Genomic DNA, 24,446 nt, shown 5'->3' with positions numbered 1-24,446 from the left:
AGTTTTAGTGTGTCCCAAATTGAATTTTGCCCTGTCCCTAAGGCGCAAAAGAGGTGATGAAATGCCGCGAACCGCACGGAAAAGAAGCTGTACGGACTTTTACCATGTGATAGGGAGAGGAATAAATCACGAGCGTATTTTTAACCAGACTCGTGAGAAAAACAATCTTATACGACTCCTTCGAAAGTATCTTGATAAGTATGAAGTAGAATTATATGCATATGTGATCATGTCTACTCATTTTCATTTGCTGATTCATGCTGATCTAAAAGTTTTATCAAGTTATTTAGCCATAGTCTTGGCAGAATTCGCAGAATATTACAATTATAAACATAATCGTAACGGCCATGTTTTTCAAAATCGATTCAGGAGTGAATGCATAGAAAATACTCAATATTTTTGGAATTGTGTTAGATACATTCATATGAATCCGGTAAATGCAAATATAGTAAAAAGTCCTTTAAAATACAGATTTTCCAGTTTGAAAGAATATGAAACAGAAAATAGTCAGATAATACATGCTGATGCGATTAGAGTATATAAAAAAGAGTTTTCGGATTTTGAAGAATATCTTGATTTTCATCAAAAAAGCAGCAGACAAATTTTTATTGATATACCAGAAGAAGTGGAAATTCAGCAGCAGAAGTTTGCTCTGGCTCTAATCAATCAGGAAGCTCACAGGCAGGGCCTGGACAGCCCGAAGGAAATTATAGAACAACAGAGCCTGCGAAAAGATTATCAGCAGAAACTGCGAAATGATCTGAGAATTTCAAAAACGAGAGCTGTAAGATTGTATCGCTTTGTAAAAAGATGTATAATTGGAAAATAGTTGAAAATTAAACACATTGAAAAGGGACAGGGCAAAATTCAGTTTGGGACATAGTGAAAGTCAATTGGGGACGTAGCTGAATTGAATTTGTCTACGTCCCGGAAAGGAAGTATATATGAAGAAAAACATCTGGTCAACCTACAGTGAACCTCAGCTTTCAGAGCTGAACAGCATCAGCGAAAAGTACAAGAAATGCCTTGACGAGGGCAAAACGGAGCGGGAGTGCGTGGAGCTTGCCGTGCGTATGGCTTCTCAGGCCGGCTACCGGGACTTAAATGAAATCGCGGCGTCCGGGGAAAAGCTTAAAGCCGGTGACAAGGTTTATGCGGTATGCATGAAGAAAATGATCGTCCTTTTCCGCATCGGAACCAGACCAATCTCAGAGGGAATGAACATCCTCGGGGCGCATATTGACTCTCCGCGCATTGACGTAAAACAGAACCCTCTCTATGAAAATGAAGGACTTGCCTATCTCGACACCCACTATTACGGCGGAATAAAAAAGTACCAGTGGGTGGCTCAGCCCCTTTCTCTGCATGGCGTGGTTGTGAAAAAGGACGGGACAACGGAAAACGTGTCCATCGGCGAAGAAGAGAATGATCCCGTATTCGTAATCACAGATCTTCTCGTGCACCTCGCTCAGGAGCAGATGGAAAAGAAAGCGTCCAAAGTGATCGAAGGCGAGAAGCTGGATCTCCTGATCGGAAACCGTCCGGTGGACCAGGCGGCAGAAGAACTGGCCGAGGGCGATGACGCTGCAAAGACAAAAGAGACGGTAAAGGCAAATGTGCTCCGCCTTCTGAAAGAGAAATACGGCATGGAAGAGGAAGACTTTACTTCTGCCGAACTGGAGATTGTTCCTGCGGGAAAGGCGAGAGACTGCGGACTGGACAGAAGTATGATCCTTTCTTACGGGCAGGATGACAGAGTGTGCGCGTTTACCTCGCTTTTTGCCATGCTGGATGTGGAAGAGGCGGAGAAGACAGGATGCTGCCTCCTTGTAGATAAGGAAGAGATCGGAAGTGTCGGAGCGACGGGAATGCATTCCAGATTTTTTGAAAACACAGTGGCGGAGCTTGTCGCTGCAACCGAAGGAGAATCTGATCTGAAAGTGCGCCGGGCGCTGGCAAATTCAAGAATGTTATCCTCCGATGTGAGCGCTGCCTATGACCCGATGTTTGCCGAGGCATTTGAGAAGAGAAGTTCTGCGTTTTTCGCAAATGGAATTACCTTTAACAAGTTTACCGGCAGCAGGGGAAAATCAGGTTCCAACGACGCCAACGCGGAATACATCGCGGCACTTCGCAGGGCAATGGACGAAGATAATGTGGCGCACCAGTTCGCGGAGCTGGGCCGTGTGGACCTGGGTGGCGGCGGAACGATCGCGTATATTACGGCAAATTACGGGATGGAAGTGATCGACAGCGGAGTGGCTGTTCTCAGTATGCATGCACCGTACGAGGTGGCCAGCAAAGCGGATATTTACGAGGCGTACAAAGGATATAAGACATTTTTGAGAAAACTCTGATATATGATTTTGGGCGCTGAAAGAAAACAGACAGCTCGCGGAAAACGGGCATATTTTGTGATAAAGAATGTGCATATTTCCAGATAAAACGCTTGACGCGTGTGTTTAAAACCATTAGAATATTATATGCGAATCATAAGGAAAATATTTGCAATATTTTTGAGGAGGTCATTGGAACATGGCAACAAAATGGGTTTATATGTTCACAGAAGGTAACGCAAATATGAGAAACCTTCTTGGTGGCAAAGGCGCAAACCTGGCAGAGATGACAGGCCTTGGACTCCCGGTACCGCAGGGATTCACTGTGACAACAGAGGCTTGTACTCAGTATTATGAGGATGGCAGACAGATAAATGACGAGATCATGGGACAGATCATGGACGCCATGACAAAACTGGAAGAGATCACAGGAAAGAAATTCGGAGATAAGGAAAATCCGCTTCTTGTTTCCGTTCGTTCAGGTGCAAGAGCTTCCATGCCGGGTATGATGGATACAATCCTGAACCTGGGACTGAATGAGGAAGTTGTTGAGACTCTGGCTGAAGCATCAGGAAACCCGCGTTGGGCTTGGGACTGCTACAGAAGATTTATCCAGATGTACTCTGACGTTGTTATGGAAGTCGGCAAGAAATATTTTGAGGAACTGATCGACAAGATGAAAGAGGAAAAAGGCGTTAAGCAGGATGTTGAGCTTGATGCTGACGATCTGAAGACACTTGCAGAGCAGTTCAAGGCTGAATACAAAGAGAAGATCGGTACAGACTTCCCGTCTGACGCAAAAGAGCAGCTGATGGGAGCTGTAAAGGCTGTATTCCGTTCATGGGACAACCCGAGAGCAAATGTATACCGCCGCGATAATGATATTCCGTATTCCTGGGGAACAGCTGTCAACGTACAGATGATGGCGTTCGGAAACATGGGAGACGACTGCGGTACAGGTGTTGCGTTCACACGTGACCCGGCTACAGGAGCAAACGGACTCTTCGGTGAGTTCCTTACAAACGCACAGGGTGAGGACGTTGTTGCAGGTGTCCGCACACCGATGCACATCTCCGAGATGGAGCAGAAATTCCCGGAAGCTTTCGCACAGTTCAAAGAAGTGTGCAAGACTCTGGAGACACACTACAGAGATATGCAGGACATGGAGTTTACTGTTGAGCACGGCAAACTGTACATGCTGCAGACACGTAACGGTAAGAGAACAGCTCAGGCTGCTCTGAAGATCGCATGCGACCTTGTTGACGAGGGCATGAGAACAGAGGAAGAGGCTGTAGCTATGATCGACCCGAGGAACCTTGACACTCTGCTTCACCCGCAGTTCGATGCTGCTGCTCTTAAGGCTGCTACACCGATGGGGAAAGCACTCGGCGCTTCACCGGGAGCTGCATGCGGTAAGATCGTCTTCACTGCTGACGACGCGGTAGAGTGGGCTGCAAGAGGCGAGAAAGTCGTTCTTGTCCGTCTTGAGACATCACCGGAAGATATCACAGGTATGAAGAGCGCTCAGGGTATCCTGACAGTACGCGGCGGTATGACATCTCACGCAGCCGTTGTTGCACGTGGAATGGGTACATGCTGTGTATCCGGATGCGGCGATATCATCATGGACGAGGAGAACAAGAAGTTCACTCTGAATGGAAAAGAGTTCCACGAGGGAGACGCAATCTCCATCGACGGATCCACAGGTAACATTTATGATGGAATCATTCCGACAGTTGACGCTACGATCGCCGGAGAGTTCGGACGTATCATGGCATGGGCTGACAAATACAGAACAATGAAAGTTCGTACAAACGCAGATACACCGGCTGACGCAAAGAAAGCACGTGAGCTCGGAGCTGAGGGTATCGGACTTTGCCGTACAGAGCATATGTTCTTTGAGGGCAACAGAATCGATGCATTCCGTGAGATGATCTGCGCTGAGACAAAGGAAGAGAGAGAAGCTGCACTTGAGAAGATCCTTCCGGAGCAGCAGGGCGACTTCGAGGCTCTGTACGAGGCTCTTGAGGGCAACCCGGTTACAATCCGTTTCCTTGATCCGCCGCTTCACGAGTTCGTTCCGACAGAGGAAGAGGATATCAAGAAACTGGCTGACGCTCAGGGCAAGACTGTTGAGCAGATCAAAGCGATCATCGATGGACTTCATGAGTTCAACCCGATGATGGGTCACCGCGGATGCCGTCTGGCAGTGACATATCCGGAGATCGCGGTAATGCAGACAAAGGCTGTTATCCGTGCGGCAATCAACGTAAAGAAAGCTCATCCGGACTGGGCTGTAACACCGGAGATCATGATCCCGCTTGTTGGCGATATCAAAGAGCTTAAATATGTGAAGAAGTTTGTTGTTGAGACAGCAGACGCTGAGATCGCAGCGGCAGGCAGCGACCTGAAGTATGAGGTTGGTACAATGATCGAGATCCCGAGAGCAGCCCTTACAGCTGATGAGATCGCAACAGAGGCTGACTTCTTCTGCTTCGGTACAAACGACCTGACGCAGATGACATACGGCTTCTCCCGTGATGACGCTGGCAAGTTCCTTGATGGATACTATGACGCTAAGATCTTTGAGAACGATCCGTTCGCAAAACTGGATCAGGTTGGCGTTGGCAAGCTGATGAAGATGGCAATCGAACTTGGCAAGCCGGTTAATCCGAACCTGCACGTAGGTATCTGCGGCGAGCACGGCGGAGATCCGAGCTCTGTAGAGTTCTGTGACAGCATTGGACTTGACTATGTATCCTGCTCACCGTTCCGTGTGCCGATCGCAAGACTGGCAGCGGCTCAGGCAGCGATCGCAAGAAAGAATGCTTAGTCTGGAAACAATATAGTGACGAAATAAATAAAATCCCGGCTTGCTCAGAGCCGGGATTTTGTTATACGCACTGACGGGGCTGCTCTGATGAACGGAAGGCCCTGATTAAAAAAGACGGGATAATCATGGCAGAATGTAAAATCTGAAAATATGAAAATTGTGTCGTGAACATATGGACTGCTCACGAATTATGTGTTATTGTCTATAGGTAGATATATACTTAAAAAAACGGAGGTGATTAGAATGAAAAACTGGGAAACACCGAAAATGAAAGTTTACAGTGTGAAGATGGACGAGAACATCGCTGCCAGCGGCGACGGCGGATATCAGGTGGCGTACATTTACTATGATGAAGGCGGCATCACAAGAGGCGGTGCGAATTACAACTGGAGTGGGAACAATATGATTCAGGATACATCAGTCAGCTTTACTGGAGACGGAGGAGTGTTTACTGTTCCGTATTCACAGATGGGCGCAATCAGCGGCTGTCTGGCCTGAGAGGTTCCTGCTTTATCCGGCCGTGGGAAACACGGCACAAAAAACCGGTATAAAAGGAAAACCGGCACAAAAAAGGTACAAAAGAAAAATGGTACAGAGGAAAACGCTGTACAAAAGAACACCTCCGGGGCATGGACTCCCCGGAGGTGTTCTTTAATCAGATTTGTTCTCCGTCGATCAGCTCTTCATAAGTGACGTCCAGAACTTCGCAGAGCGCCTTCAGCTCAATATCCGTGACATATCTTTTGTTCGTTTCAATCCGTGTGATAACGTTTTTATCCATATCATATCCGTTGAGCTGCAGCTGATAGGCGAGAAGCCGCTGTGAATAATTCCGCTTTTTTCTGATTTCAATCAGGTTTCTGCTGATCAGGTTCTTTTCTCCTGTTTTTGAGAGTGGTTTCGGCATAGTTTTCAGTTCCTCCATACAGTGTATTGTCTCGTTTTTTGCATCATTTTATTGATTTTATATGTCATAACATATATAATCGGTTGTAAAAGTGATACAAAAAGGAGCAAATACAAGGAGAGGCAACAAAGTGAAGAAAAGAGCAGCGTACATGTCTATTGTTCTTTGCTTTTTCACCGTACTCCTCTGCTTATCCGGCAGTGTCCTCTGTGAGAATCCGGAAAAGGCACAGCAGGAAAATACCGGGATGCCTGATGCGGTGAGCAGCGTATGCAAAGGGGGAGACTGCAGGCTTATCGTTGTCGCGGACAAAGAGCAGGTACAGGGAAGCAGGGAAGAACGGATACAATTCGCTCTGGAAGTAATAGACATGTGCCGTGAGAATTCCTTCCGGACAATTCGATTCTCGACGGATGTGAATGGATGGCCGCGTAGTCTGGACATCCGGGTTTATCTTTCCCGTGATGAGATCGGGGAGAGTGATCCGGTTATGCGGATCGAGTACGAGCCGAGAGATGCAATGTGTACCGGATGCGATATTACCGCGCCGGAAGAAGAATATGTTCTGATTCTGGACGGGAAGACCGTGTGATCTGACCGTCGCTGTTAAAACAATCACATTTTTTTGTTTACTTTTTCATAATTCTGTCACAATTTGCGTCTATGTTATTAGATGTAAAAAGGAAAAGGGTCTGGAAGAAGATCCGTGAAAGGAAAGAGGCAGAGACTATGAGTGAACAATTTAATGATTATAACGGATATAACGGATACAATGACAACAATATGACATCCGCTCCCTTTAATGATGGGGAGCCGAACGGAAACGGCGATAAGAAACCGGAAAAGAAAAAAGAGAAAAAACCGATGACAACGGGAAAAAAATGGGCGGCAGTCATCTCAATGGGACTTGTGTTTGGGCTTGTCGCAGGCGGTACGATGGTAGGAGTCAATGTCGCCGGGGACTATCTTCTTGGAAACAGCGGGACAAAGCAGATTGCCCAGACGACAACCGCTGGAAGCAGCGGAGACTCACAGGGTACGGCAGCATCATCTACTGACAGTACATCGGAGATGACTGTTTCACAGGTGGCAGAAAACGCAATGCCGTCGCTGGTTACAATCTCTACGATGTCAGTAGAAGAGATGAGAAACTTCTTCGGAGGAACACAGGAGTATGAAGTACAGGGAGCCGGAACAGGCGTGATTGTAGGCCAGAATGACACAGAGCTTCTGATCGCAACCAATTACCATGTTGTGGAGGGGGCTCAGAACGTTTCCATAGGTTTTATTGATGAGACAAGTGTGGAAGCGGAGATTAAGGGAACAGATGTGAACAATGACCTTGCGGTTGTTTCAGTAAAACTGTCCGATATTTCGGATGAAACGATGAACCAGATCAAAATTGCCACTATAGGTAATTCCGATGAACTGGCGCTCGGCGATCAGGTCGTCGCAATCGGAAATGCGCTTGGATACGGACAGTCTGTGACGAGCGGTTATGTAAGCGCATTAGACCGTGATCTGACACTGACATATGAAAGCGGCACTACAATTACATCCACAGGCCTGATTCAGACCGATGCGGCGATCAACTCTGGAAACAGCGGCGGAGCACTTCTGAATATGAAAGGCGAACTGATCGGCATTAACGAGGCGAAGACTTCTTCTTCCTCCTCGGGAGCAAGTGTGGACAATGTGGGATTTGCGATCCCGATCGACAAGGCGGAGGAGAGCCTCCAGCAGCTGATGAGCCTTGAGACGAGAGAGAAAGTAAGCGAGGATCAGGCGTCCTATCTCGGAATCCAGGGATCAGATGTTACATCCGATGTAACGGAGCTGTACGGAATCCCGACAGGTGTAGTCATCGCGGAAGTCGTAGAGGGGGGACCGGCTGACGAGGCAGGACTCCAGCAAGGCGATATTCTGACTCAGCTGGATGGCAGGACGGTCAACAATATGACACAGTTAAAAGACGTGCTTCAGTATTATGCGGCAGACGAGACTGTGGATGTAGTGATTCAGCGCTCTGACAACGGCGAATACGCGGAGCAGACGGTCAGCATCACCCTGGGATCAGCGGCGGATGCTCAGCAGTAAGAGGTGTATGCGGGGCAGAATCCGCAGCAATGCTGATACAGGATTTTGAAAAGAAACTTGACAAAAGCCCTGTTTTTCCTGCATGATGAAAGGAGAGGCAGGGCAGAGCCGATGGAAGAGATACAGAGCAGAACAAATGAAAAGATGAAATACCGCCTCGCCAATGCAATGAAAGAATGCATGAGGCGCTCGCCGGTAGAGAAGATCACGGTAAGAGAGATCGCGGAGGAGTGCGGAACGACAAGACAGACGTTTTACCGCAATTTCCAGGATAAATATGATCTGATTAACTGGTATTTTGATAAGATTCTTCAGGAATCGTTTGAACATATGGGAGAGGGCAGGACCGTCTATGAAGGACTGGTGAACAAGTTTCACTACATTGAGGATGAGAAACTGTTTTTCAGGGCCGCCTTCAAAAACGACGCTCAGAACAGTCTCAGGGAGCATGATTTCCATCTGATCCTTAAGTTTTACACGGAGCGGATCGAGGGGAAGACAGGAAGGAAAATGTCGGATCATCTGAGATTTCTGCTTGAGATGTACTGCCAGGGTTCGATCTATATGACTGTTCAGTGGGTTCTCGGAAAGACGAAGGGAACACCGGAACAGATGGCGGGGGCTCTCGTGGACGCGATGCCATCTGAGCTGGAAGAAGTATTCAGAAGACTGGAACTGATATAGAACAGTATAAATATAAAATGGATATAAGCAGGGGGGCTGATCTGTGCGAAATGTGACAGATCAGCCTCTTTGTAACTTTCTATTTGCCGCAAAGATTGTTAAAATATAGTCAGATCGGCTGGTACAGGCCAATACGAAAAAAAGAAGGAGACTGATGAAAATGGCAAACAGAATCATGTTAAACGAAACGTCGTATCACGGCGCAGGCGCAATCTGCGAGATCGCCACAGAGGCGAAGGCAAGAGCGTACAAAAAAGCCTTTGTCTGCTCAGATCCGGATCTGATTAAGTTCGGTGTGACAGGGAAAGTAACTGATGTACTTGACAAGGAAAACCTTGCTTATGAAATTTATTCCGATATCAAGGCAAACCCGACAATCGAGAACGTGCAGCATGGTGTACAGGCGTTTAAAGATGCGGGAGCTGATTATATTATCGCCATCGGCGGCGGTTCTTCCATGGATACGGCGAAAGCGATCGGAATCATTATCGCGAATCCGGAGTTCGAGGATGTAAGAAGCCTTGAGGGAACGGCTCCGACAAAGAATCCGTGCGTGCCGATCATCGCGGTTCCGACGACAGCGGGAACAGCTGCCGAGGTTACGATCAATTATGTAATCACAGACGTAGAGAAGAAAAGAAAATTTGTGTGCGTAGATCCCCATGATATGCCGGTTATCGCCATTGTTGATCCGGATATGATGGCATCCATGCCGAAAGGGCTTACCGCTTCCACCGGAATGGACGCTCTGACACATGCCATTGAGGGATATACGACAAAGGCTGCCTGGGAGATGACAGATATGTTCCACTTAAAGGCCATTGAGATTATCTCCAGATCGTTAAGAGGCGCTGTGGCGAACGAGAAAGAGGGGCGCGACGGAATGGCTCTCGGACAGTATATTGCAGGAATGGGATTCTCAAACGTAGGTCTTGGAATCGCTCACTCCATGGCACATACGCTGGGCGCGGTGTATGATACGCCTCACGGTGTTGCCTGCGCGATGATGCTCCCGATCGTGATGGAGTACAACGCAGACTGCACAGGAGAGAAATACCGCGAGATTGCCAGAGCAATGGGAGTAAAAGGCGTGGACGGCATGTCTGTGGAAGAATACAGAAAGGCTGCTGTTGATGCGGTACGCCAGCTCTCTGTTGACGTGGGAATTCCGACAAAACTGGACGCTATCAAAGAGGAGGATCTTACGTTCCTCGCGGAGTCCGCATATGCTGACGCGTGCGCACCGGGTAACCCGAAAGACGCAAGCGTGGAGGATCTTAAAGATCTCTTCCGGAAGATTATGTAACGCCGGAAACCGGCATAAAAAAGGGGGATCACCGCAGATGTGTTTCTGCTGGATGATCTCCCTTTTTATTTTTGTCAGTCTGAGTTATATTACTGCCTTTTCTTAATACTTGGATCCGTTCCCGATAATACATGTTTCAGCCCCCAAGGCAGCGCCGGTGTATACTGGCGCTATACAATTATGATTTTCTGTCAGAATGAGAAAAAATGACGAACGGCAGGAATACGTCTCCGCTTGGCTGGAGCTTCGGACATCTGGATGAAAACAACGCTGTGGTTCAGAAATTCCGCGCCTGGCTGGACAAATATGAGACATGGGGACAGTTCCTCTCCTATATTCTGGCGGCGGCCGGCACTGCCGCGCTTATAAGGAAGAGCCGCGCGGGAAAGAAACGCCCGGAAAACGTGCTCATCCTGATAAACCAGGTGTTTGTCACGTTCGGCGTGTATCTGCTGATTGAGATCCAGCCGAGATATGTCTATTTCGTACAGATCAGTGTGTTTATGCTTGCCGGAATGGGAATACAGGTTCTGGCGGAAAAGGGAAAGAAGATTCAAAGGGCGGCAGAAATCGGAGAGATGATATGAAAGAACGGATAACAGTGATAGTTCCCTGCTACAACGAGCAGGAGGCGTTTCCCGTTTTTTACAGGGAACTGTGCAGAGTGATGGAAGAAATGAAAGACTGCGAGTTCGAGGTGATCGGTGTAAATGACGGGTCAGAGGACGACACGCTTTCTGTCTTAAAAGAACTGGCGGAGAAAGACGATCGGGTGAGATATGTCTCCCTTTCGAGAAATTTCGGAAAAGAGGCTGCGATTTACGCGGGGCTTGAATATTCTTCCGGAGACTATGTTGTGATCATGGATGCGGATCTGCAGGATCCTCCCGAACTGCTTCCCGGGATGCTGTCTGCAGTGCGTGAGGAGGAATATGATTCTGTGGCCACAAGGCGGGTGTCGCGCAAAGGAGAACCTCCGGTCAGATCTTTTTTTGCCCGGATGTTTTACCGCCTGATTCACCGGATATCCCGGGCGGAGATCGTGGACGGCGCCAGGGATTACCGGCTGATGACGCGGCAGTTTGCGGACTCAATTCTTAAGATGGGAGAGTATAACCGCTTTTCAAAAGGGCTGTTTCTGTTGTATTTGCGTTTATCACAAATAAATGGTTCGTGTTTGAGGGAGGCCGGCGAAATGTCACTGCGCGGCAGACGGTACGCCAATTCGGATCATTTGTACTGTGCCGTATTCTCACAGGCGCCGTGGATCTTCTGATTATGTTCGTGGGGGTGGACCTTCTCGGTCTGGCTCCTGCGCTGCTGAAAATTCTGGCAAATCTTATCGTCATTGTTCTGAATTATTTTGCGGGAAAAGCCGTTGTCTTCAGAGAATCCCACGCAGATACCGGATTTCATATATCATCACCCGATGATTTGCGAAACAAGACTGGACGTGAGAGCGGTAAAGAGGTAAAATGAAATGTGTCAATGCGAAGTGCCATATGGGGACGTCAGTGCAGAGCGCCGTATGGAAATCCGCAGAGGGAAAACGGAGGAAAGGCGGGGACTGAATATGGGAAATATCTGGCATGATATCAGTGAGGAAAGGATATTCCCGACAGATTTTATTTCTGTAATTGAGATATCCAAAGGAAGCAAAAAGAAATATGAGCTGGACAAGGAGACCGGGCTGATCATTCTGGACCGCGTACTTTACACATCCACTCATTATCCGATGAATTACGGTTTTATACCGCGCACGCTCGGCGATGACGGAGATCCGCTGGACGTGCTTGTGATGTGTTCGGAGCCGCTGGAGCCTCTGACGCTCGTCAGGTGTTACCCGATCGGCGTCATGAAAATGACGGACGGAGGGGCGGGAGATGAGAAAGTGATCGCCATTCCGTGGGCGGATCCGACTTACGAGGTGTACACGGATATTTCCCAGCTGCCAAAGCATATATTCGATGAGATCCGGCACTTCTTTACTGTGTACAAAGATCTGGAAGGAAAGAAAACGGCGGTCAACCAGTTCGAGGGAGCACTTGGAGCCGTGCAGGTGATTGAAGAGTGTATAGACAGGTATAAAGAGAAATACGGGAGCGGCCAAAAAGAAATCAAATAACAAGAAAAAACGAATATAAAGCGAACAGAACATACGGGCGGAATACCCTGTGCCGCGAAACGATGCGGCGGGAACGAATGAAAGGAGAAACAAAATCATGGAAAAATTCAGCGATAACATAAAGAAAGTCATTCTTGCGGGAATCGGGGCTGTTGCTGTAACGGCGGAGAAGTCAAAGGATCTTCTCAACGAGATGGTGGAGAAAGGGGAACTGACGGTTGAGCAGGGAAAAGTTCTCAACGAGGAGCTGAAGCACAATATAAAACAGACGGTAAAGGAAAACACAAAGCCGGATGCAAAGTCCGGAGAAAAGTCTGATGCAGCGCCAAAGAAGGATGAGATGAACGTAGAGGAGATTCTGGACCGTCTGACACCGGAGCAGATTGAGATGCTCAAAGCACAGATCCTGAAAAGAGAGGCCGCAGAGGACAGTAAGGACGAATGAGTACAAAAGAACCCAATGAATATAATTCAAGACTCAGGGAGATCACGGCGGTTCTGCGCAGACACAATATCACCCGCGGCGTCACGCCAAAGAAGCTGAGAGCGATTCTGGAGGATCTGGGTCCGACGTTTATCAAACTGGGGCAGATCATGTCCATGCATTCGGATATCCTTCCGAAGCGATACTGCGATGAACTGATGCTTCTGCGTTCCGAAGTGACTCCCATGCCTTTTGAAGAGGTAGTCTCTGTGATTGAAGAGTCCTATGGCCGCTCGTGGAAGAGAGTGTTTTCTTCCATTGAAGAGAAGCCGCAGGGCTCTGCTTCTATTGCCCAGGTTCACCGGGCGGTTCTGCGCACGGGCGAGGAAGTGGTCGTCAAGGTACAGAGACGGGGGATCTATGAGAAGATGTCCCGGGATATCGCGCTTCTTCACAAGGCGGTGAAGCTGATGCCCCCGGTGAGCATTAAGGGAATGGCGGATCTTGACCTTGTGCTGGACGAGATGTGGTCTGTCACGAGGGATGAGATGAATTTCCTCACTGAGGCGTCAAACATGGAAGAATTTGCCCGGAGAAACCGGGATGTCAATTTCGTCGGGACTCCGGTTCTGTATCAGGAATTTACCACGGTGCATGTCCTTGTCATGGAATATATCGACGGCTGCGGCATCGATGATAAAGAAGCTCTTTTAGCAGGCGGCTATGATTTGAATGAAATCGGAAGCAAGCTGGTGGACAACTATATCAAACAGGTTATGGATGACGGATTTTTCCATGCGGATCCCCATTCCGGAAATGTAAAGATCCGGGAGGGAAAAATCATCTGGATCGATATGGGAATGATGGGACGCCTCACGGAACATGACCGGGAGATGATCGGAAAAGCCGTGCAGGGCGTGGCGCTCAAAGACGTGGGACTGATCCAGCAGGCGGTCCTGGCAATCGGAGAGTTCAAAGAGCGCCCGGATCAGCGCAAGCTCTATGAGGATATTGAGAGTCTTCTCCTGAAATACGGTGATGTGGAGATGGGAAGCATCAATGTGGCGGAGGTCATGAACGATCTGATGGACGTCATGAAGAATAATAAGATCAAGATGCCGCATGGGCTGACAATGCTTGCCCGGGGCCTGACTCATATGGAAGGCGTGCTTGCCGACATTGCTCCGGAGATCAATATGGTGCAGATCGCCACGGCACATATGTCCGGCGAGTTTTTCCAGAGACTGGATCTGAAAAAGGAGCTCAAAAGCAGCGGAAGAAGCGCGATTAAGTCGCTGCGCAAGGCGCTGGATATTCCGTCTCTGATCACGGACATTATGAGCACTTATCTGAAAGGCCAGTCAAAAGTCAACCTGGAGCTGCAGGCATCGGATGAGCTTGCAAAGCTTTTGAGAAGGCTTGTGAGAAATATTGTCATGGGACTCTGGGTCATGGCGCTGCTGATCAGCTCCAGCATTATATGTACAACGGACATGACGCCGAAGATTCTGGGAATTCCGGCCATCGGCGCATTCGGATATATGATGGCCTTTGTCATCGTCATGTATGTGTTTGTGAAGCATATCCTGTCGAGAAAGTAGCGGAAGATCCGCGTTTTCCCCTTGTACACTGACGCTATTGTCCTCTTGTACAGTGATACTGGAAACAAAAAAGAGATAATACAGGTGGTATGAAGATGAAAAATAACAGAAAAAATCCCCTGTGGGACAGTTTCGGATACGCATTTGAGGGGATATGGACCGGAATCCGGAAAGAGAGGAACATGAAGATACACTGCCTTGCGATCATCTGCGTGACGCTTGCGGGAACGTTTTTCGGGATTACAGCTGCGGAGTGGTGCATCTGTCTTCTGCTTTTTGCACTTGTCGCATCGCTTGAACTTGTCAATACGGCGGTGGAAGCAGTGGTGGATCTCGTGACGGAGGAGAGAAAGCCGCTGGCAAAGATCGCCAAGGACACGGCGGCCGGCGCGGTACTCTTTGCCGCTATTGTGTCGGTGATCGTGGGGTGTATTATCTTTGTTCCGTATCTGTTGAAACTGGCGGGGCTTGTGTGATACAATAACAGGGTCGGCATATGCCGGTGAGAGAATACAGAACAAAAAGCGGCTGGCAGCCGGCGCGGATGGAGAAAGGAAAATACGAAATGAGCGATAAGAATACAACAGTTACGAAGGCTGAGACCCTGGCGGCACTGAAAAATCCGGGGGAACTCTATGTGATTATGTCGGCTGTGACAAAGCTTCCGTTTGTTGTCTGCGACGACGAGACTTACGATGATGAAGTGCTTCTCTATTACCGGTCCGAAGACGCAAAAGAACGGGCACGGAAACTGATGGAAGAAAAGTATCTGACAGCAGTGGCAAAGCTGGAAACAAAACAGCTCCTGCCGTTTTACACAAGCCTTTATACGCTGGGGGTGAACTGTCTGTCGGTCAATTCCGGGACGGACACACAGATCAATATTCAGCTTGGTGATCTTGTGGTCAGAAAACAGCCGGATCAGATGCCGGAAGGGAAGAAACTTGTGGAAAATCCGGCGCTTCATCTGACGGCAATCTATCTCATGCAGGAGCTGAGGCGTCAGGAAACGCCGCAGATGACAGAACAGATTAAAGAGCTTCAGGAAGAGCTGCTGGCCCACTATGTAAAGGGAACCTATCTCATAGCGCTGGGAGAGGACGGCAAGGCTCCGGTTCTGAAGCAGAAAAACGGAGATATCTATCAGCCTGTCTTTACAGATGTGCTGGAATTCCAGCGCTTTGGAAGAGGCAAAAAAATGAGACTGGTGATTGTTGACTCAAATAAGATTCAGGAAATTCTGGCTCCGGAGGCGAAAGGGATTGTCATCAATCCGCTTGGAGTAAACATACAGCTTCAGGTTACACGGAAGAAAAAACCGGCGGCGGACGCGTAAAAGCGGCTGTTCTGCCGGAAAGTCCGGCAGCCTCCGTGCAGACGGAGTACAAAGAGGTTTTAATATGTCGATTGCAGTGTACATCAGAAAAGAATATTTCCGGGCGGTAACGCTTACAGACAAGAGCGCTCACATCCTGGAATTCCAGTACCGTCCCCGGACAGTGGACGTGTTTGAGGAAGGGTATCCGGTGTTCCATCTGGAATACATTCTCGAGAGCAAGACGAGAGCAGATATCGCCGAATTTTATCTCACGGATTTTGCCCTGAGAGGTAAGGGATACGGATCAGCCTGTATCAATGAGATCGCGGATCAGCTCGGGAAAAAAGGGGTGACGCTGATCACTGCGCCCACCGGATATGAGCTGGCACCGCTTGGCTATACCGGCCCGGATCAGTACCGGGAACTGATGGCTGGTTTTTATGAGAAGAACGGGTTTTCCATCAGCGGCGACGGGGATGCTGCGATGAGGATTCTGGACTGACAGACGAAAGTTTCGGACTGGCACAGGGAAGTTTTGGACTGACATATGGGAGTTCCGAGATGATGTAGGAGAGAAAATTGGCAAAACTGCACAGTTTTCTCCTCTGAATTTAGGCAATAATTTGGGCTTGACGAGTCTGTATCAATCTGTTTATACTAATCATGTAAAAAAGAACACGGAAGATAGAGTGTTACTGTTCGGCAGGCATAAACTATCCTTTGTTTCCCGCATCTGATACGGGGGAAAGGTTTGAGTTTGTGGCTGCTTTTTTCGTGTCCGGAATTGAGAGAAAGAGGAGGAAAAACAGATGAAAGACAAGATTTTCGGTGTACTGCAGCGAGTAGGGCGAAGCTTCATGCTGCCGATCGCCATCCTTCCGGTAGCAGGTCTGCTTCTCGGAGTCGGAAGCTCGTTCACCAATGCAACAATGATTGAGACGTACGGTCTTCAGGGAATTTTAGGAGACGGGACGCTGCTCCATGCACTGCTCACGATCATGAGCAGCGCGGGAAGTGTTATCTTTGACAATCTGCCGCTGATCTTCGCGGTAGGTGTTGCGATTGGCATGGCGAAAAAGGAAAAGGAGGTAGCCGCCCTGGCAGCCATGATTTCCTTCTTTGTCATGCATGTGTGCATCAATGCGATGCTTGTGTTAAACGGGGATATCCTTGCCGACGGAACCATTGCAGAGCATGTTCTGGACGGAACCATCGCCAGTGTGTGCGGGATTCAGTCGCTGCAGATGGGCGTGTTCGGCGGTATTGTCGTAGGTCTTGGGGTTGCGGCTCTTCACAACCGCTTCTATAAGATCCAGCTTCCGAACGCGCTGTCATTTTTCGGCGGCTCAAGGTTTGTACCGATCATTTCCACGATCACATATGTGGCGGTGGGAATTGGAATGTACTTTGTATGGCCGGTTGTCCAGGACGGAATCTATGCGCTGGGCGGCCTTGTAACGGGAACCGGATACCTGGGAACACTGATATTCGGTATTATCAAGAGAGCGCTGATTCCGTTCGGACTGCATCACGTATTCTACCTTCCGTTCTGGCAGACCGCAGTGGGCGGCACGATGGAAGTGGCAGGACAGCTTGTCCAGGGCGGACAGAATATTTTCTTTGCCCAGCTTGCGGATCCGAGCACGGTTCACTTCAGCGCAGACGCGACGAGATATTTTTCCGGTGAGTTTATCTTCATGATCTTCGGCCTTCCGGGGGCAGCGCTGGCCATGTACCGCTGCGCGAAACCGGAAAAGAAGAAACAGGCGGGCGGCCTTCTTCTGTCGGCTTCCCTTGCATCCATGATGACAGGTATCACAGAGCCCATCGAGTTCTCCTTCCTGTTTGTGGCTCCGATGCTCTTTGTTGTACAGGTGATTCTGGCAGGCGCGGCGTACATGATCGCGCATATGCTGAACATTGCAGTGGGACTTACCTTCTCGGGAGGATTTCTCGACCTGCTTCTGTTCGGTATCCTTCAGGGAAATGAGAAGACGAGCTGGCTTCTGATTATTCCGGCAGGAATTATATACTTTATTCTTTATTATGTAATATTTACATTTCTTATCAAGAAATTTAATCTCAAAACTCCGGGCCGTGAGGACGATGACACGGAGACGAAACTTTACACAAAAGCAGACTACCGTGCGAGAAAAGAAGGCGGAGCCGATACAGAGGGCGGCGCTGCTGCTGCGGGAGATGAAAAGAGTGTGCTTATCACGCGGGGACTCGGCGGAAAGAAAAATATTTCCGATGTGGACTGCTGTGCGACGAGACTGCGCTGCACGGTTGTGAAGCCGGAGCTGGTAAATGAGGACATCCTCCGCGCTACATCGCCGTCGGGCATTATCCGGAAAGGCCAGGGCATCCAGGTGATTTACGGGCCGTCTGTGGCGGTGATCGAATCAAATCTGGAGGATTATCTTGAAACTGCGCCGGATGAAGAGTACATCGCGGAAACTGCGGTAGAAGCAGGAGCGGCAGGCGGAGCGCAGGGAGCAGCAGATGGAACGTCAGGCAAAGCAGACGGAGCGTCAGAAGAAGCGCCGGGCGCAGTGTCAGGTGCGGGCGTAAATCCGGCAGCGGATGCAGCTGCAGGAAAAGGAGCTGTGAAAGTCAAAAAGGTGATTCTCAGCCCTGTGAGCGGAGAGGCGGCCCCGATTACAGAGGCGTCGGACGAGGCGTTCGCCGGAAAGATGATGGGCGACGGATATATCGTAAGGCCCGCGGAGGGGATGACGTATGCGCCGGAGGACGCCACAGTCTCTTTCGTATTTCCGTCAAAACACGCGGTCGGACTGATGAGCGACGACGGCGTGGAGTATCTGATTCATATCGGTGTTGATACGGTAAACTTAAACGGAGAAGGCTTCACAGCGTTTGTAAAAGACGGCGACCGGGTAAAAAAGGGTGACAGACTGATAGGTTTTGATATAGAATATATAAAGGAACATGCAAAGTCGGATGAATGTATCATTGTGTTCACGAGTCTGCAGGAAGGCGAGGAGATCCGGATGGCAAAGGCCGGACGGGTAGAGAAGCTGGATGAGACGGCGGAGATTGTATCCTTTGACTGAGAAGGCAGTTTATTGTTGACAGAGATCGATTCTGCGCCGAAGCGGAGAGCGTCTGTCATCCTGACAGAGCCGCAGGCAAAGGACGGAGTAATCCGTACGAGGGGGGAAAGGACTGGCAGCCGATATGTACCGAGTGATTAAAGTGCTGAATAACAACGGAATTCTTGTCTATCACAATGAGACGGGAAGGGAATTGATCCTTCTGGGAAACGGCGTGGGCTTTGGGAAAAAGCCCACGCAGCAGATTGCGGACATTTCGGGAGCCAGAGTCTACTCGCTTGTCACGAGACAGAAACAGCAGTCCGTGCTTAAGGTAGTGAACGGCATACAGCCAGGTTTTATCGAGGCAGCCGGGAAGATCATCGAAGCCGCTGAGAAAGTGTTTTCGGAAGTGAACCATGAGATTCTTCTTCCCATGGCGGATCACATTGCGCTGGCCGCAAAGCGGGCGAAGGAGAACCGCCAGATACCGAACCCGTTTACCCCGGATATCCGTGTGCTCTTCTCAAAGGAGTACGCGGTTGCCATGCAGGGGAGAGACATCATACGGGATATGATGGGATATGAGATATCGGATGACGAGGTTGGATTTCTGACATTGCATATCCACGCGGGGCTTTCGGACGAGCAGGTGTCCACCGCGCTTGATACGACCCGCATTATAAATGAAGGGATTCACAGGATTGAGGAGGCCTTCGGGCAGAAAATGTCCGAAGACTCCCTTGCCTATACGCGGCTTATGAGTCATCTGTACTATATGGTGGCGAGGACGAGAAACGGGGAGTCCACAAAGGTCGATTTCAACGATTTTATCTTTGCCAACTATCCGGAAACCGGAAGAGTTGCGGAAAGCATCTGCGGCTATATGTCAAAAGAGCTGAAAAAGCCTGTGGCAAAAGAGGAGATCGGCTTTCTTGCGATCCATATCCAGCGGGTGATTTCCCCGGAGACCGTGTGAAGCCCGGAAAAGGAGAGCTTATGTATAAAATACTGATAGTGGAAGACGACCTGCCAATGGCTCAGGCGATTCAGAAGGAGATGGCCATGTGGGGAAACGAGGCGGAATATGTGCAGGACTTTCAGAACGTGCTTGCGAAGTTCACCTCCTATGACCCGCATCTTGTGCTTATGGATATCACCCTTCCGTTTTACAACGGATATCACTGGTGCAGCGAGATCCGGAGAATTTCCAATGTCCCTGTTATCTTTATCTCATCGGCAGCGGATAATATGAATATTATCATGGCGGTGAATATGGGGGCGGACGACTTTGTCGCAAAGCCCTTTGACTTAAGCGTGCTTATCGCAAAGGTGCAGGCGGTGTTAAGGCGAAGCTATGATCTGGCGGGAAAGATCCCCGTGCTTGAGCACAGAGGGGCGATCCTCAACCTGAACGATACGACGCTGACCTTTGAGGGGAAGAAGATCGACCTTACAAAGAATGAGTTCCGGATTCTCCAGACTCTGATGGAGAACAAGGGGCGGATCGTGAGCAGGGACACGCTTATGACAAAGCTGTGGGAAACGGACGACTATATCGAGGAGAATACGCTCACCGTGAACATTGCAAGGCTCAGAAAGAAGCTTGAGAAAGCGGGGCTTACGGACTTTATCACCACAAAAGTGGGCGAGGGATATATCATACAGCAGGCGCAGGACGGAAGGTGAGAGAATGAAACATTTTTTCAGATATGTCCGGGAGCATTGTCTTGTGTGGATCTGGCTTCTGATCTGCGGGGCAGTGTTTGCGGTGGTGTTCGCGCTCTATGGAATCGGCATGCGGGTGGTATGGTACCCGCTTCTTTTATCTGCTGTTTTCGGGGCGCTTTTTGTTGCGGCGGGATTTATGAAATACAGAAAAAAGCATCTGGAACTGGAACGGCTCAAACCGGGCGACGGGCCGGTGACGGATTATCTTCCGGCAGCGGGCAGCCTTCTGGAGGAGGACTATCAGGAACTCATCAAAAAACTTGAAGAGGAACAGCGTTTCCGCCGGGAAGAGTGGGAAACAGCGCGCAGGGACATGGAGGACTATTACGCCACATGGGTGCACCAGATCAAGGCGCCGATCGCGGTGATGAAAATCATGCTGCAGCAGGAGGATACGCAGGAGAACCGGGAGCTCTCCGCGGAACTTTTCCGGGTAGAGCAGTACGCGGACATGGCGCTTACCTATATCCGGCTTGGAAACGACGCATCGGATCTTGTGATTCAGGAATATGACCTGGACGGGATTATCCGGAAGGCGGTGCGCAAGTACGCGGGACAGTTTATCCGCAGGAAGATACGTCTTGTGTATGAGGGAACCGACGTGAAAGTGCTGACAGATGAGAAATGGCTGGGATTTATCATCGAGCAGCTTCTCTCAAATGCGGTAAAGTACACTTCGGAGGGATCGGTGACAATCAGGGTGGATGAGCGGAAACGCCTCTCTGTGACAGACACCGGCATCGGGATATCGCCGGAGGATCTGCCGCGGATTTTCGAGAAAGGCTACACCGGATATAACGGAAGAATGGGGAAAAAGTCAACGGGAATCGGCCTGTATCTGTGCAGGACTGCGGCGGACAGGCTGGGGCATAAGCTGATGGCGCAGTCAGAACCCGGGAAGGGCAGCAGGTTTGTAATCGACCTGGAGTCTTACCCGCTTCAGGCGGAGTGAGAGCATCCGGATGTTATGGAGTCAGGTGCCATGCAGCCGGGTATCATGCAGCCGGGTGTCATGAAGTCAGGGATCATGAAGTCCGGTATTACAATAATGTCACATAGGGCGGCCAGAATGTCACGAAATTCGATGTCGGCATTTTGGCCGCGTCTGTTATACTGAATTCGCAGAGGCCGGAAACACCGGCGGCAAAATAGAGAAGGAGGTCAGAGTATATGGCTGTTTTAGTTGTAAAAAATCTGAAAAAAATATACAGGCCCCGTTTCGGAGGAAGTCAGGTGCAGGCGCTCTCCTGTGTGAACTTCTCCGTTGAGGAAGGGGAATATGTGGCGATCATGGGAGAGAGCGGTTCGGGAAAGACGACGCTTCTCAACATCATGGCCGCGCTTGACAAGCCGACGGAGGGAGAAGTATATCTGGACGGCAAGCCGCTCTCAGAGATTAAAGACAGGGATATTTCGGAGTTTAGAAGAGACCATCTTGGGTTCGTGTTTCAGGAGTTTAATCTTCTCGATACCTTTAACGTAAGAGACAATATTCTCCTGCCTCTTGTGCTCAAGGGAATACAGTACAAGGAGATGGAGAGACTCCTGCGGCCTTTGGCTGCGGAGCTTGGAATCGCGGCGCTTCTGGACAAATATCCCTATGAGATTTCCGGAGGACAGAAGCAGAGAGTGGCTGCTGCAAGGGCACTGATTACGCAGCCTCGGCTGATCCTGGCCGACGAGCCTACCGGGGCGCTGGACTCCAGATCCACAGACGAGCTTCTGGCGCTTTTCGCGAAGATCAATGAGCGGGGGCAGACAATCCTCATGGTGACCCATTCGGTCAAGGCGGCCAGCAAGGCGGGGAGAGTGCTTTTTATCCGGGACGGAGAGGTGTATCACCAGGTATACAGAGGGGCGATGTCGGACGAACAGCTCTACCAGAAGATATCCGACACGCTTACCATGCTTGCGACGGGCGGTGAGAGACGATGAAGCGCGGATTATATTTCAGGCTGGCCGGCGAGGGAATCTTAAAAAACAGAAAGCTTTACTTCCCGTATATCCTGACATGCATCTGTATGGTAATGATGTTTTATATCGTGACCTATCTGTTCATGAGCGCGGATCTGAAAAATGTGATGGGAGGAGATATGCTCGCCTCGCTGATCGGAATCGGGATGTGGGTGATCGCCCTCTTTTCGGTGATCTTTCTCTTCTATACCAATTCCTTCCTGATCCGAAGGAGACAGAAAGAGTTCGGACTTTACAATATCCTCGGAATGGGGAAACGCAATCTTGTGAAGATTCTTGTGTGGGAAAATGTGATTACTGCCGTGGTTTCTATTGCAGCGGGACTTCTCTTCGGCATTCTTTTCTCCAAACTGGCCGAGCTTGCGGCGATCCGGATCCTGCACGGAAACACCGGGTTTTCCATTCATCTGGACACAAAGCCGATGATCACGGCGGCGGTGCTTTTCCTTGCGATTTTCGCGCTGATTATGGTGAGAATGCTTGTATATATTTACAGGCTGAAACCGGTAGAGCTTTTAAAGAGCGAGAGTATGGGAGAAAAACCGCCGAAGTCAAACCGGGTGCTGGCGCTGGCCGGTGCGGTGATTCTTGCGGCAGCATACTATATGGCGGTGGCGCTTATGGATCCCATGTCCGCGATGCTGATGTTTTTCTTTGCGGTGATTATGGTAATTATTGCAACATATCTGCTGTTTATCGCCGGCTCGGTTGTGTTCTGCAGAATCCTGCAGAGCAAGAAAAACTACTATTACAAAACGAAACATTTTGTCTCCGTCTCTTCCATGATGTTCCGGATGAAGAGAAACGGCGCAGGTCTCGCTTCGATCTGTATCCTTTCGACAATGGTGCTTGTAACGGTGTCTACGACTGTGTGTATGTATGTTCAGACGGAGAACGGCGTGGAAAACCGCTATCCCCATGATATTGCCATGGAACTGAGCTCAGATGACAGAAGCGCCACGGAGCCGTATATCAGCGAGACGGACAGCGTGCTTGAAGAGTACGGCGTTCAGAAAGAGAATGTGGAGGACTTCTTCCTGTATTCTTTCACGGGATTCCAGGCGGGAGATGAGGTCTGGCTTGACGCGGCTTCCTATGAGCAGAACGGATCTGCCGCAGAGTACGATTCGGCACGGCGGATCTATATGATCTCCCTTGAGGACTACAACAGAATCAGCGGGGAGAACAGAACGCTTGCGCAGGACGAGGCGCTTCTCTATCCGGTCAAGATGGAGTACAGACACGACACACTGACGATTGAAAACTGCGGCACATGGAAGGTGGAGCTTCTGGATTTGGCACCGTTTTCCGTCGGGACAGCCCAGGCCAATATGGAGGGGAGCATGTTCCTTGTCGTAAACGACATGTCCACCATTCAGATGATCCGGGATACCCGGAACGCGATGGCGGAGGCGGGAAGCAACATGGTTACGAGCTCCATCGAGAGATGTTATTCGTTTGATCTTGACACAGGAGACGAAGAACAGATCAAAATCTACAATGACATCCTGGAGCGGTTCCTGCAGATCGGCGAGGAACAGGAACTTCCGGAATTTTACATCGACTGCAAGGCTTCGGGCCGGTCGGATTATCTGGCACTCAACGGCGGCCTGTTTTTCCTCGGTATTTTACTGGGCGCGGTGTTCCTCTTCGGCACAGTGCTGATCATGTACTACAAGCAGGTTTCGGAAGGATATGAGGATCAGGACCGGTTCGATATCCTCATGAAAGTGGGAATGAGCCGCAGAGAAGTCAGAAAAAGCATCAATTCCCAGGTGCTGACCGTGTTCTTCCTGCCCCTTGTGACGGCGGGCGTGCATCTGGCGTTTGCGTTTCCGCTGATCTCGAAGATCCTGTTGCTGATGTCGGCGACGGAGGAACATGTGCTGATCATTACGACGGTGTGCTGCTATCTTGTGTTTGCAGTGTTCTATGTTATCGTTTACGCAGTAACGTCGAAAAGCTACTACACAATTGTGAGTGGAAAGGATAAAAAATAGAAAAAATACATTGAATTATAACAATTTACTGTCCAAATGATGCGAAATGATGAT

At 49.6% G+C, this 24,446-nt stretch carries 24 protein-coding genes; 23 read left to right on the top strand and 1 reads right to left on the bottom strand.

Annotation, left to right across the window (positions count from 1 at the left end; all coding sequences use genetic code 11):
- Nucleotides 1-61: 61 nt before the first annotated feature.
- The 4 genes from LKD70_RS10365 (at nucleotide 62) to LKD70_RS10350 (ending at nucleotide 5,667) form a co-directional block, all read left to right on the top strand.
- The gene (locus tag LKD70_RS10365; protein WP_227707957.1) at nucleotides 62-829 is read left to right on the top strand and encodes a transposase; all 768 of its coding nucleotides are present in this window, start codon (nucleotides 62-64) and stop codon (nucleotides 827-829) included.
- Nucleotides 830-944: 115 nt separating this feature from the next.
- A complete protein-coding gene (locus LKD70_RS10360; RefSeq protein WP_227707956.1) occupies nucleotides 945-2,357 on the top strand; it encodes an aminopeptidase in 1,413 nt (470 codons plus the stop codon).
- Between the two features lie 178 nt (nucleotides 2,358-2,535).
- The gene (gene ppdK / locus LKD70_RS10355; RefSeq protein ID WP_227707955.1) at nucleotides 2,536-5,169 is read left to right on the top strand and encodes a pyruvate, phosphate dikinase; all 2,634 of its coding nucleotides are present in this window, start codon (nucleotides 2,536-2,538) and stop codon (nucleotides 5,167-5,169) included.
- Between the two features lie 243 nt (nucleotides 5,170-5,412).
- On the top strand, nucleotides 5,413-5,667 hold the full coding sequence (locus LKD70_RS10350) for a hypothetical protein (protein WP_227707954.1): 255 nt from the start codon (nucleotides 5,413-5,415) through the stop codon (nucleotides 5,665-5,667).
- A gap of 157 nt (nucleotides 5,668-5,824) precedes the next feature.
- Here LKD70_RS10350 and LKD70_RS10345 read toward each other — a convergent pair whose 3' ends face one another.
- Nucleotides 5,825-6,076, bottom strand: a complete 252-nt coding sequence (locus tag LKD70_RS10345) for a helix-turn-helix domain-containing protein (RefSeq protein WP_227707953.1) — start codon at nucleotides 6,074-6,076, stop codon at nucleotides 5,825-5,827.
- A gap of 130 nt (nucleotides 6,077-6,206) precedes the next feature.
- Between LKD70_RS10345 and LKD70_RS10340 the strand changes: the two genes are divergently transcribed.
- From LKD70_RS10340 to LKD70_RS10250, 19 genes are all read left to right on the top strand, one after another.
- On the top strand, nucleotides 6,207-6,668 hold the full coding sequence (locus tag LKD70_RS10340; RefSeq protein ID WP_227707952.1) for a hypothetical protein: 462 nt from the start codon (nucleotides 6,207-6,209) through the stop codon (nucleotides 6,666-6,668).
- A 137-nt stretch (nucleotides 6,669-6,805) separates the two neighbouring features.
- The gene (locus tag LKD70_RS10335) at nucleotides 6,806-8,173 is read left to right on the top strand and encodes a S1C family serine protease (RefSeq protein WP_227707951.1); all 1,368 of its coding nucleotides are present in this window, start codon (nucleotides 6,806-6,808) and stop codon (nucleotides 8,171-8,173) included.
- Nucleotides 8,174-8,284: 111 nt separating this feature from the next.
- Complete coding sequence (locus tag LKD70_RS10330; RefSeq protein WP_227707950.1) at nucleotides 8,285-8,857, top strand: TetR/AcrR family transcriptional regulator C-terminal domain-containing protein; 573 nt, start codon at nucleotides 8,285-8,287, stop codon at nucleotides 8,855-8,857.
- Nucleotides 8,858-9,017: 160 nt separating this feature from the next.
- The gene (gene fucO, locus LKD70_RS10325) at nucleotides 9,018-10,163 is read left to right on the top strand and encodes a lactaldehyde reductase (RefSeq protein ID WP_227707949.1); all 1,146 of its coding nucleotides are present in this window, start codon (nucleotides 9,018-9,020) and stop codon (nucleotides 10,161-10,163) included.
- A gap of 206 nt (nucleotides 10,164-10,369) precedes the next feature.
- A complete protein-coding gene (locus LKD70_RS10320) occupies nucleotides 10,370-10,750 on the top strand; it encodes a hypothetical protein (protein ID WP_227707948.1) in 381 nt (126 codons plus the stop codon).
- Nucleotides 10,747-11,439, top strand: a complete 693-nt coding sequence (locus LKD70_RS10315) for a glycosyltransferase family 2 protein (protein ID WP_407690951.1) — start codon at nucleotides 10,747-10,749, stop codon at nucleotides 11,437-11,439. Before LKD70_RS10320 ends, LKD70_RS10315 begins: the two co-directional genes overlap by 4 nt.
- On the top strand, nucleotides 11,337-11,642 hold the full coding sequence (locus tag LKD70_RS18795) for a GtrA family protein (protein WP_407690950.1): 306 nt from the start codon (nucleotides 11,337-11,339) through the stop codon (nucleotides 11,640-11,642). Before LKD70_RS10315 ends, LKD70_RS18795 begins: the two co-directional genes overlap by 103 nt.
- Before the next feature lie 94 nt (nucleotides 11,643-11,736).
- Nucleotides 11,737-12,288: an inorganic diphosphatase gene (locus LKD70_RS10305; RefSeq protein WP_227707988.1), complete on the top strand. Its 552-nt coding sequence runs from the start codon at nucleotides 11,737-11,739 to the stop codon at nucleotides 12,286-12,288.
- 97 nt (nucleotides 12,289-12,385) lie between these two features.
- The gene (locus LKD70_RS10300) at nucleotides 12,386-12,733 is read left to right on the top strand and encodes a hypothetical protein (RefSeq protein WP_227707947.1); all 348 of its coding nucleotides are present in this window, start codon (nucleotides 12,386-12,388) and stop codon (nucleotides 12,731-12,733) included.
- Nucleotides 12,730-14,313 (top strand): ABC1 kinase family protein, encoded by a 1,584-nt coding sequence (locus LKD70_RS10295; RefSeq protein ID WP_227707946.1) that lies wholly within the window; start codon nucleotides 12,730-12,732, stop codon nucleotides 14,311-14,313. The genes LKD70_RS10300 and LKD70_RS10295 overlap by 4 nt, the downstream gene beginning before the upstream one ends.
- A gap of 95 nt (nucleotides 14,314-14,408) precedes the next feature.
- On the top strand, nucleotides 14,409-14,789 hold the full coding sequence (locus tag LKD70_RS10290) for a diacylglycerol kinase family protein (RefSeq protein WP_227707945.1): 381 nt from the start codon (nucleotides 14,409-14,411) through the stop codon (nucleotides 14,787-14,789).
- Nucleotides 14,790-14,878: 89 nt separating this feature from the next.
- Complete coding sequence (locus tag LKD70_RS10285) at nucleotides 14,879-15,649, top strand: SseB family protein (protein ID WP_227707944.1); 771 nt, start codon at nucleotides 14,879-14,881, stop codon at nucleotides 15,647-15,649.
- A 64-nt stretch (nucleotides 15,650-15,713) separates the two neighbouring features.
- Nucleotides 15,714-16,133: a GNAT family N-acetyltransferase gene (locus tag LKD70_RS10280; protein WP_227707943.1), complete on the top strand. Its 420-nt coding sequence runs from the start codon at nucleotides 15,714-15,716 to the stop codon at nucleotides 16,131-16,133.
- Nucleotides 16,134-16,440: 307 nt separating this feature from the next.
- The gene (locus LKD70_RS10275) at nucleotides 16,441-18,708 is read left to right on the top strand and encodes a PTS transporter subunit IIABC (protein WP_227707942.1); all 2,268 of its coding nucleotides are present in this window, start codon (nucleotides 16,441-16,443) and stop codon (nucleotides 18,706-18,708) included.
- Nucleotides 18,709-18,832: 124 nt separating this feature from the next.
- On the top strand, nucleotides 18,833-19,666 hold the full coding sequence (locus LKD70_RS10270) for a PRD domain-containing protein (RefSeq protein ID WP_227707941.1): 834 nt from the start codon (nucleotides 18,833-18,835) through the stop codon (nucleotides 19,664-19,666).
- A gap of 20 nt (nucleotides 19,667-19,686) precedes the next feature.
- Entirely contained in the window at nucleotides 19,687-20,376 is a 690-nt protein-coding gene (locus LKD70_RS10265; protein ID WP_227707940.1) for a response regulator transcription factor, read from the top strand.
- 4 nt (nucleotides 20,377-20,380) lie between these two features.
- The gene (locus LKD70_RS10260) at nucleotides 20,381-21,370 is read left to right on the top strand and encodes a sensor histidine kinase (protein ID WP_227707939.1); all 990 of its coding nucleotides are present in this window, start codon (nucleotides 20,381-20,383) and stop codon (nucleotides 21,368-21,370) included.
- A 218-nt stretch (nucleotides 21,371-21,588) separates the two neighbouring features.
- Nucleotides 21,589-22,353 carry an ABC transporter ATP-binding protein gene (locus LKD70_RS10255; protein WP_227707938.1) on the top strand — a complete coding sequence of 255 codons (765 nt, stop codon included), beginning with the start codon at nucleotides 21,589-21,591 and terminating at the stop codon, nucleotides 22,351-22,353.
- Nucleotides 22,350-24,392, top strand: coding sequence for an ABC transporter permease (locus LKD70_RS10250; RefSeq protein ID WP_227707937.1), 2,043 nt, complete (start codon nucleotides 22,350-22,352; stop codon nucleotides 24,390-24,392). Before LKD70_RS10255 ends, LKD70_RS10250 begins: the two co-directional genes overlap by 4 nt.
- The last annotated feature ends 54 nt before the right edge of the window (nucleotides 24,393-24,446 follow it).

It is taken from the genome of Ruminococcus turbiniformis, from assembly GCF_020687545.1.
Lineage (GTDB): Bacteria > Bacillota > Clostridia > Lachnospirales > Lachnospiraceae > Mediterraneibacter > Mediterraneibacter turbiniformis.
The sequence above is the reverse complement of the archived record's forward strand: the minus strand, read 5'-3'. Positions and strand labels throughout refer to the sequence as shown.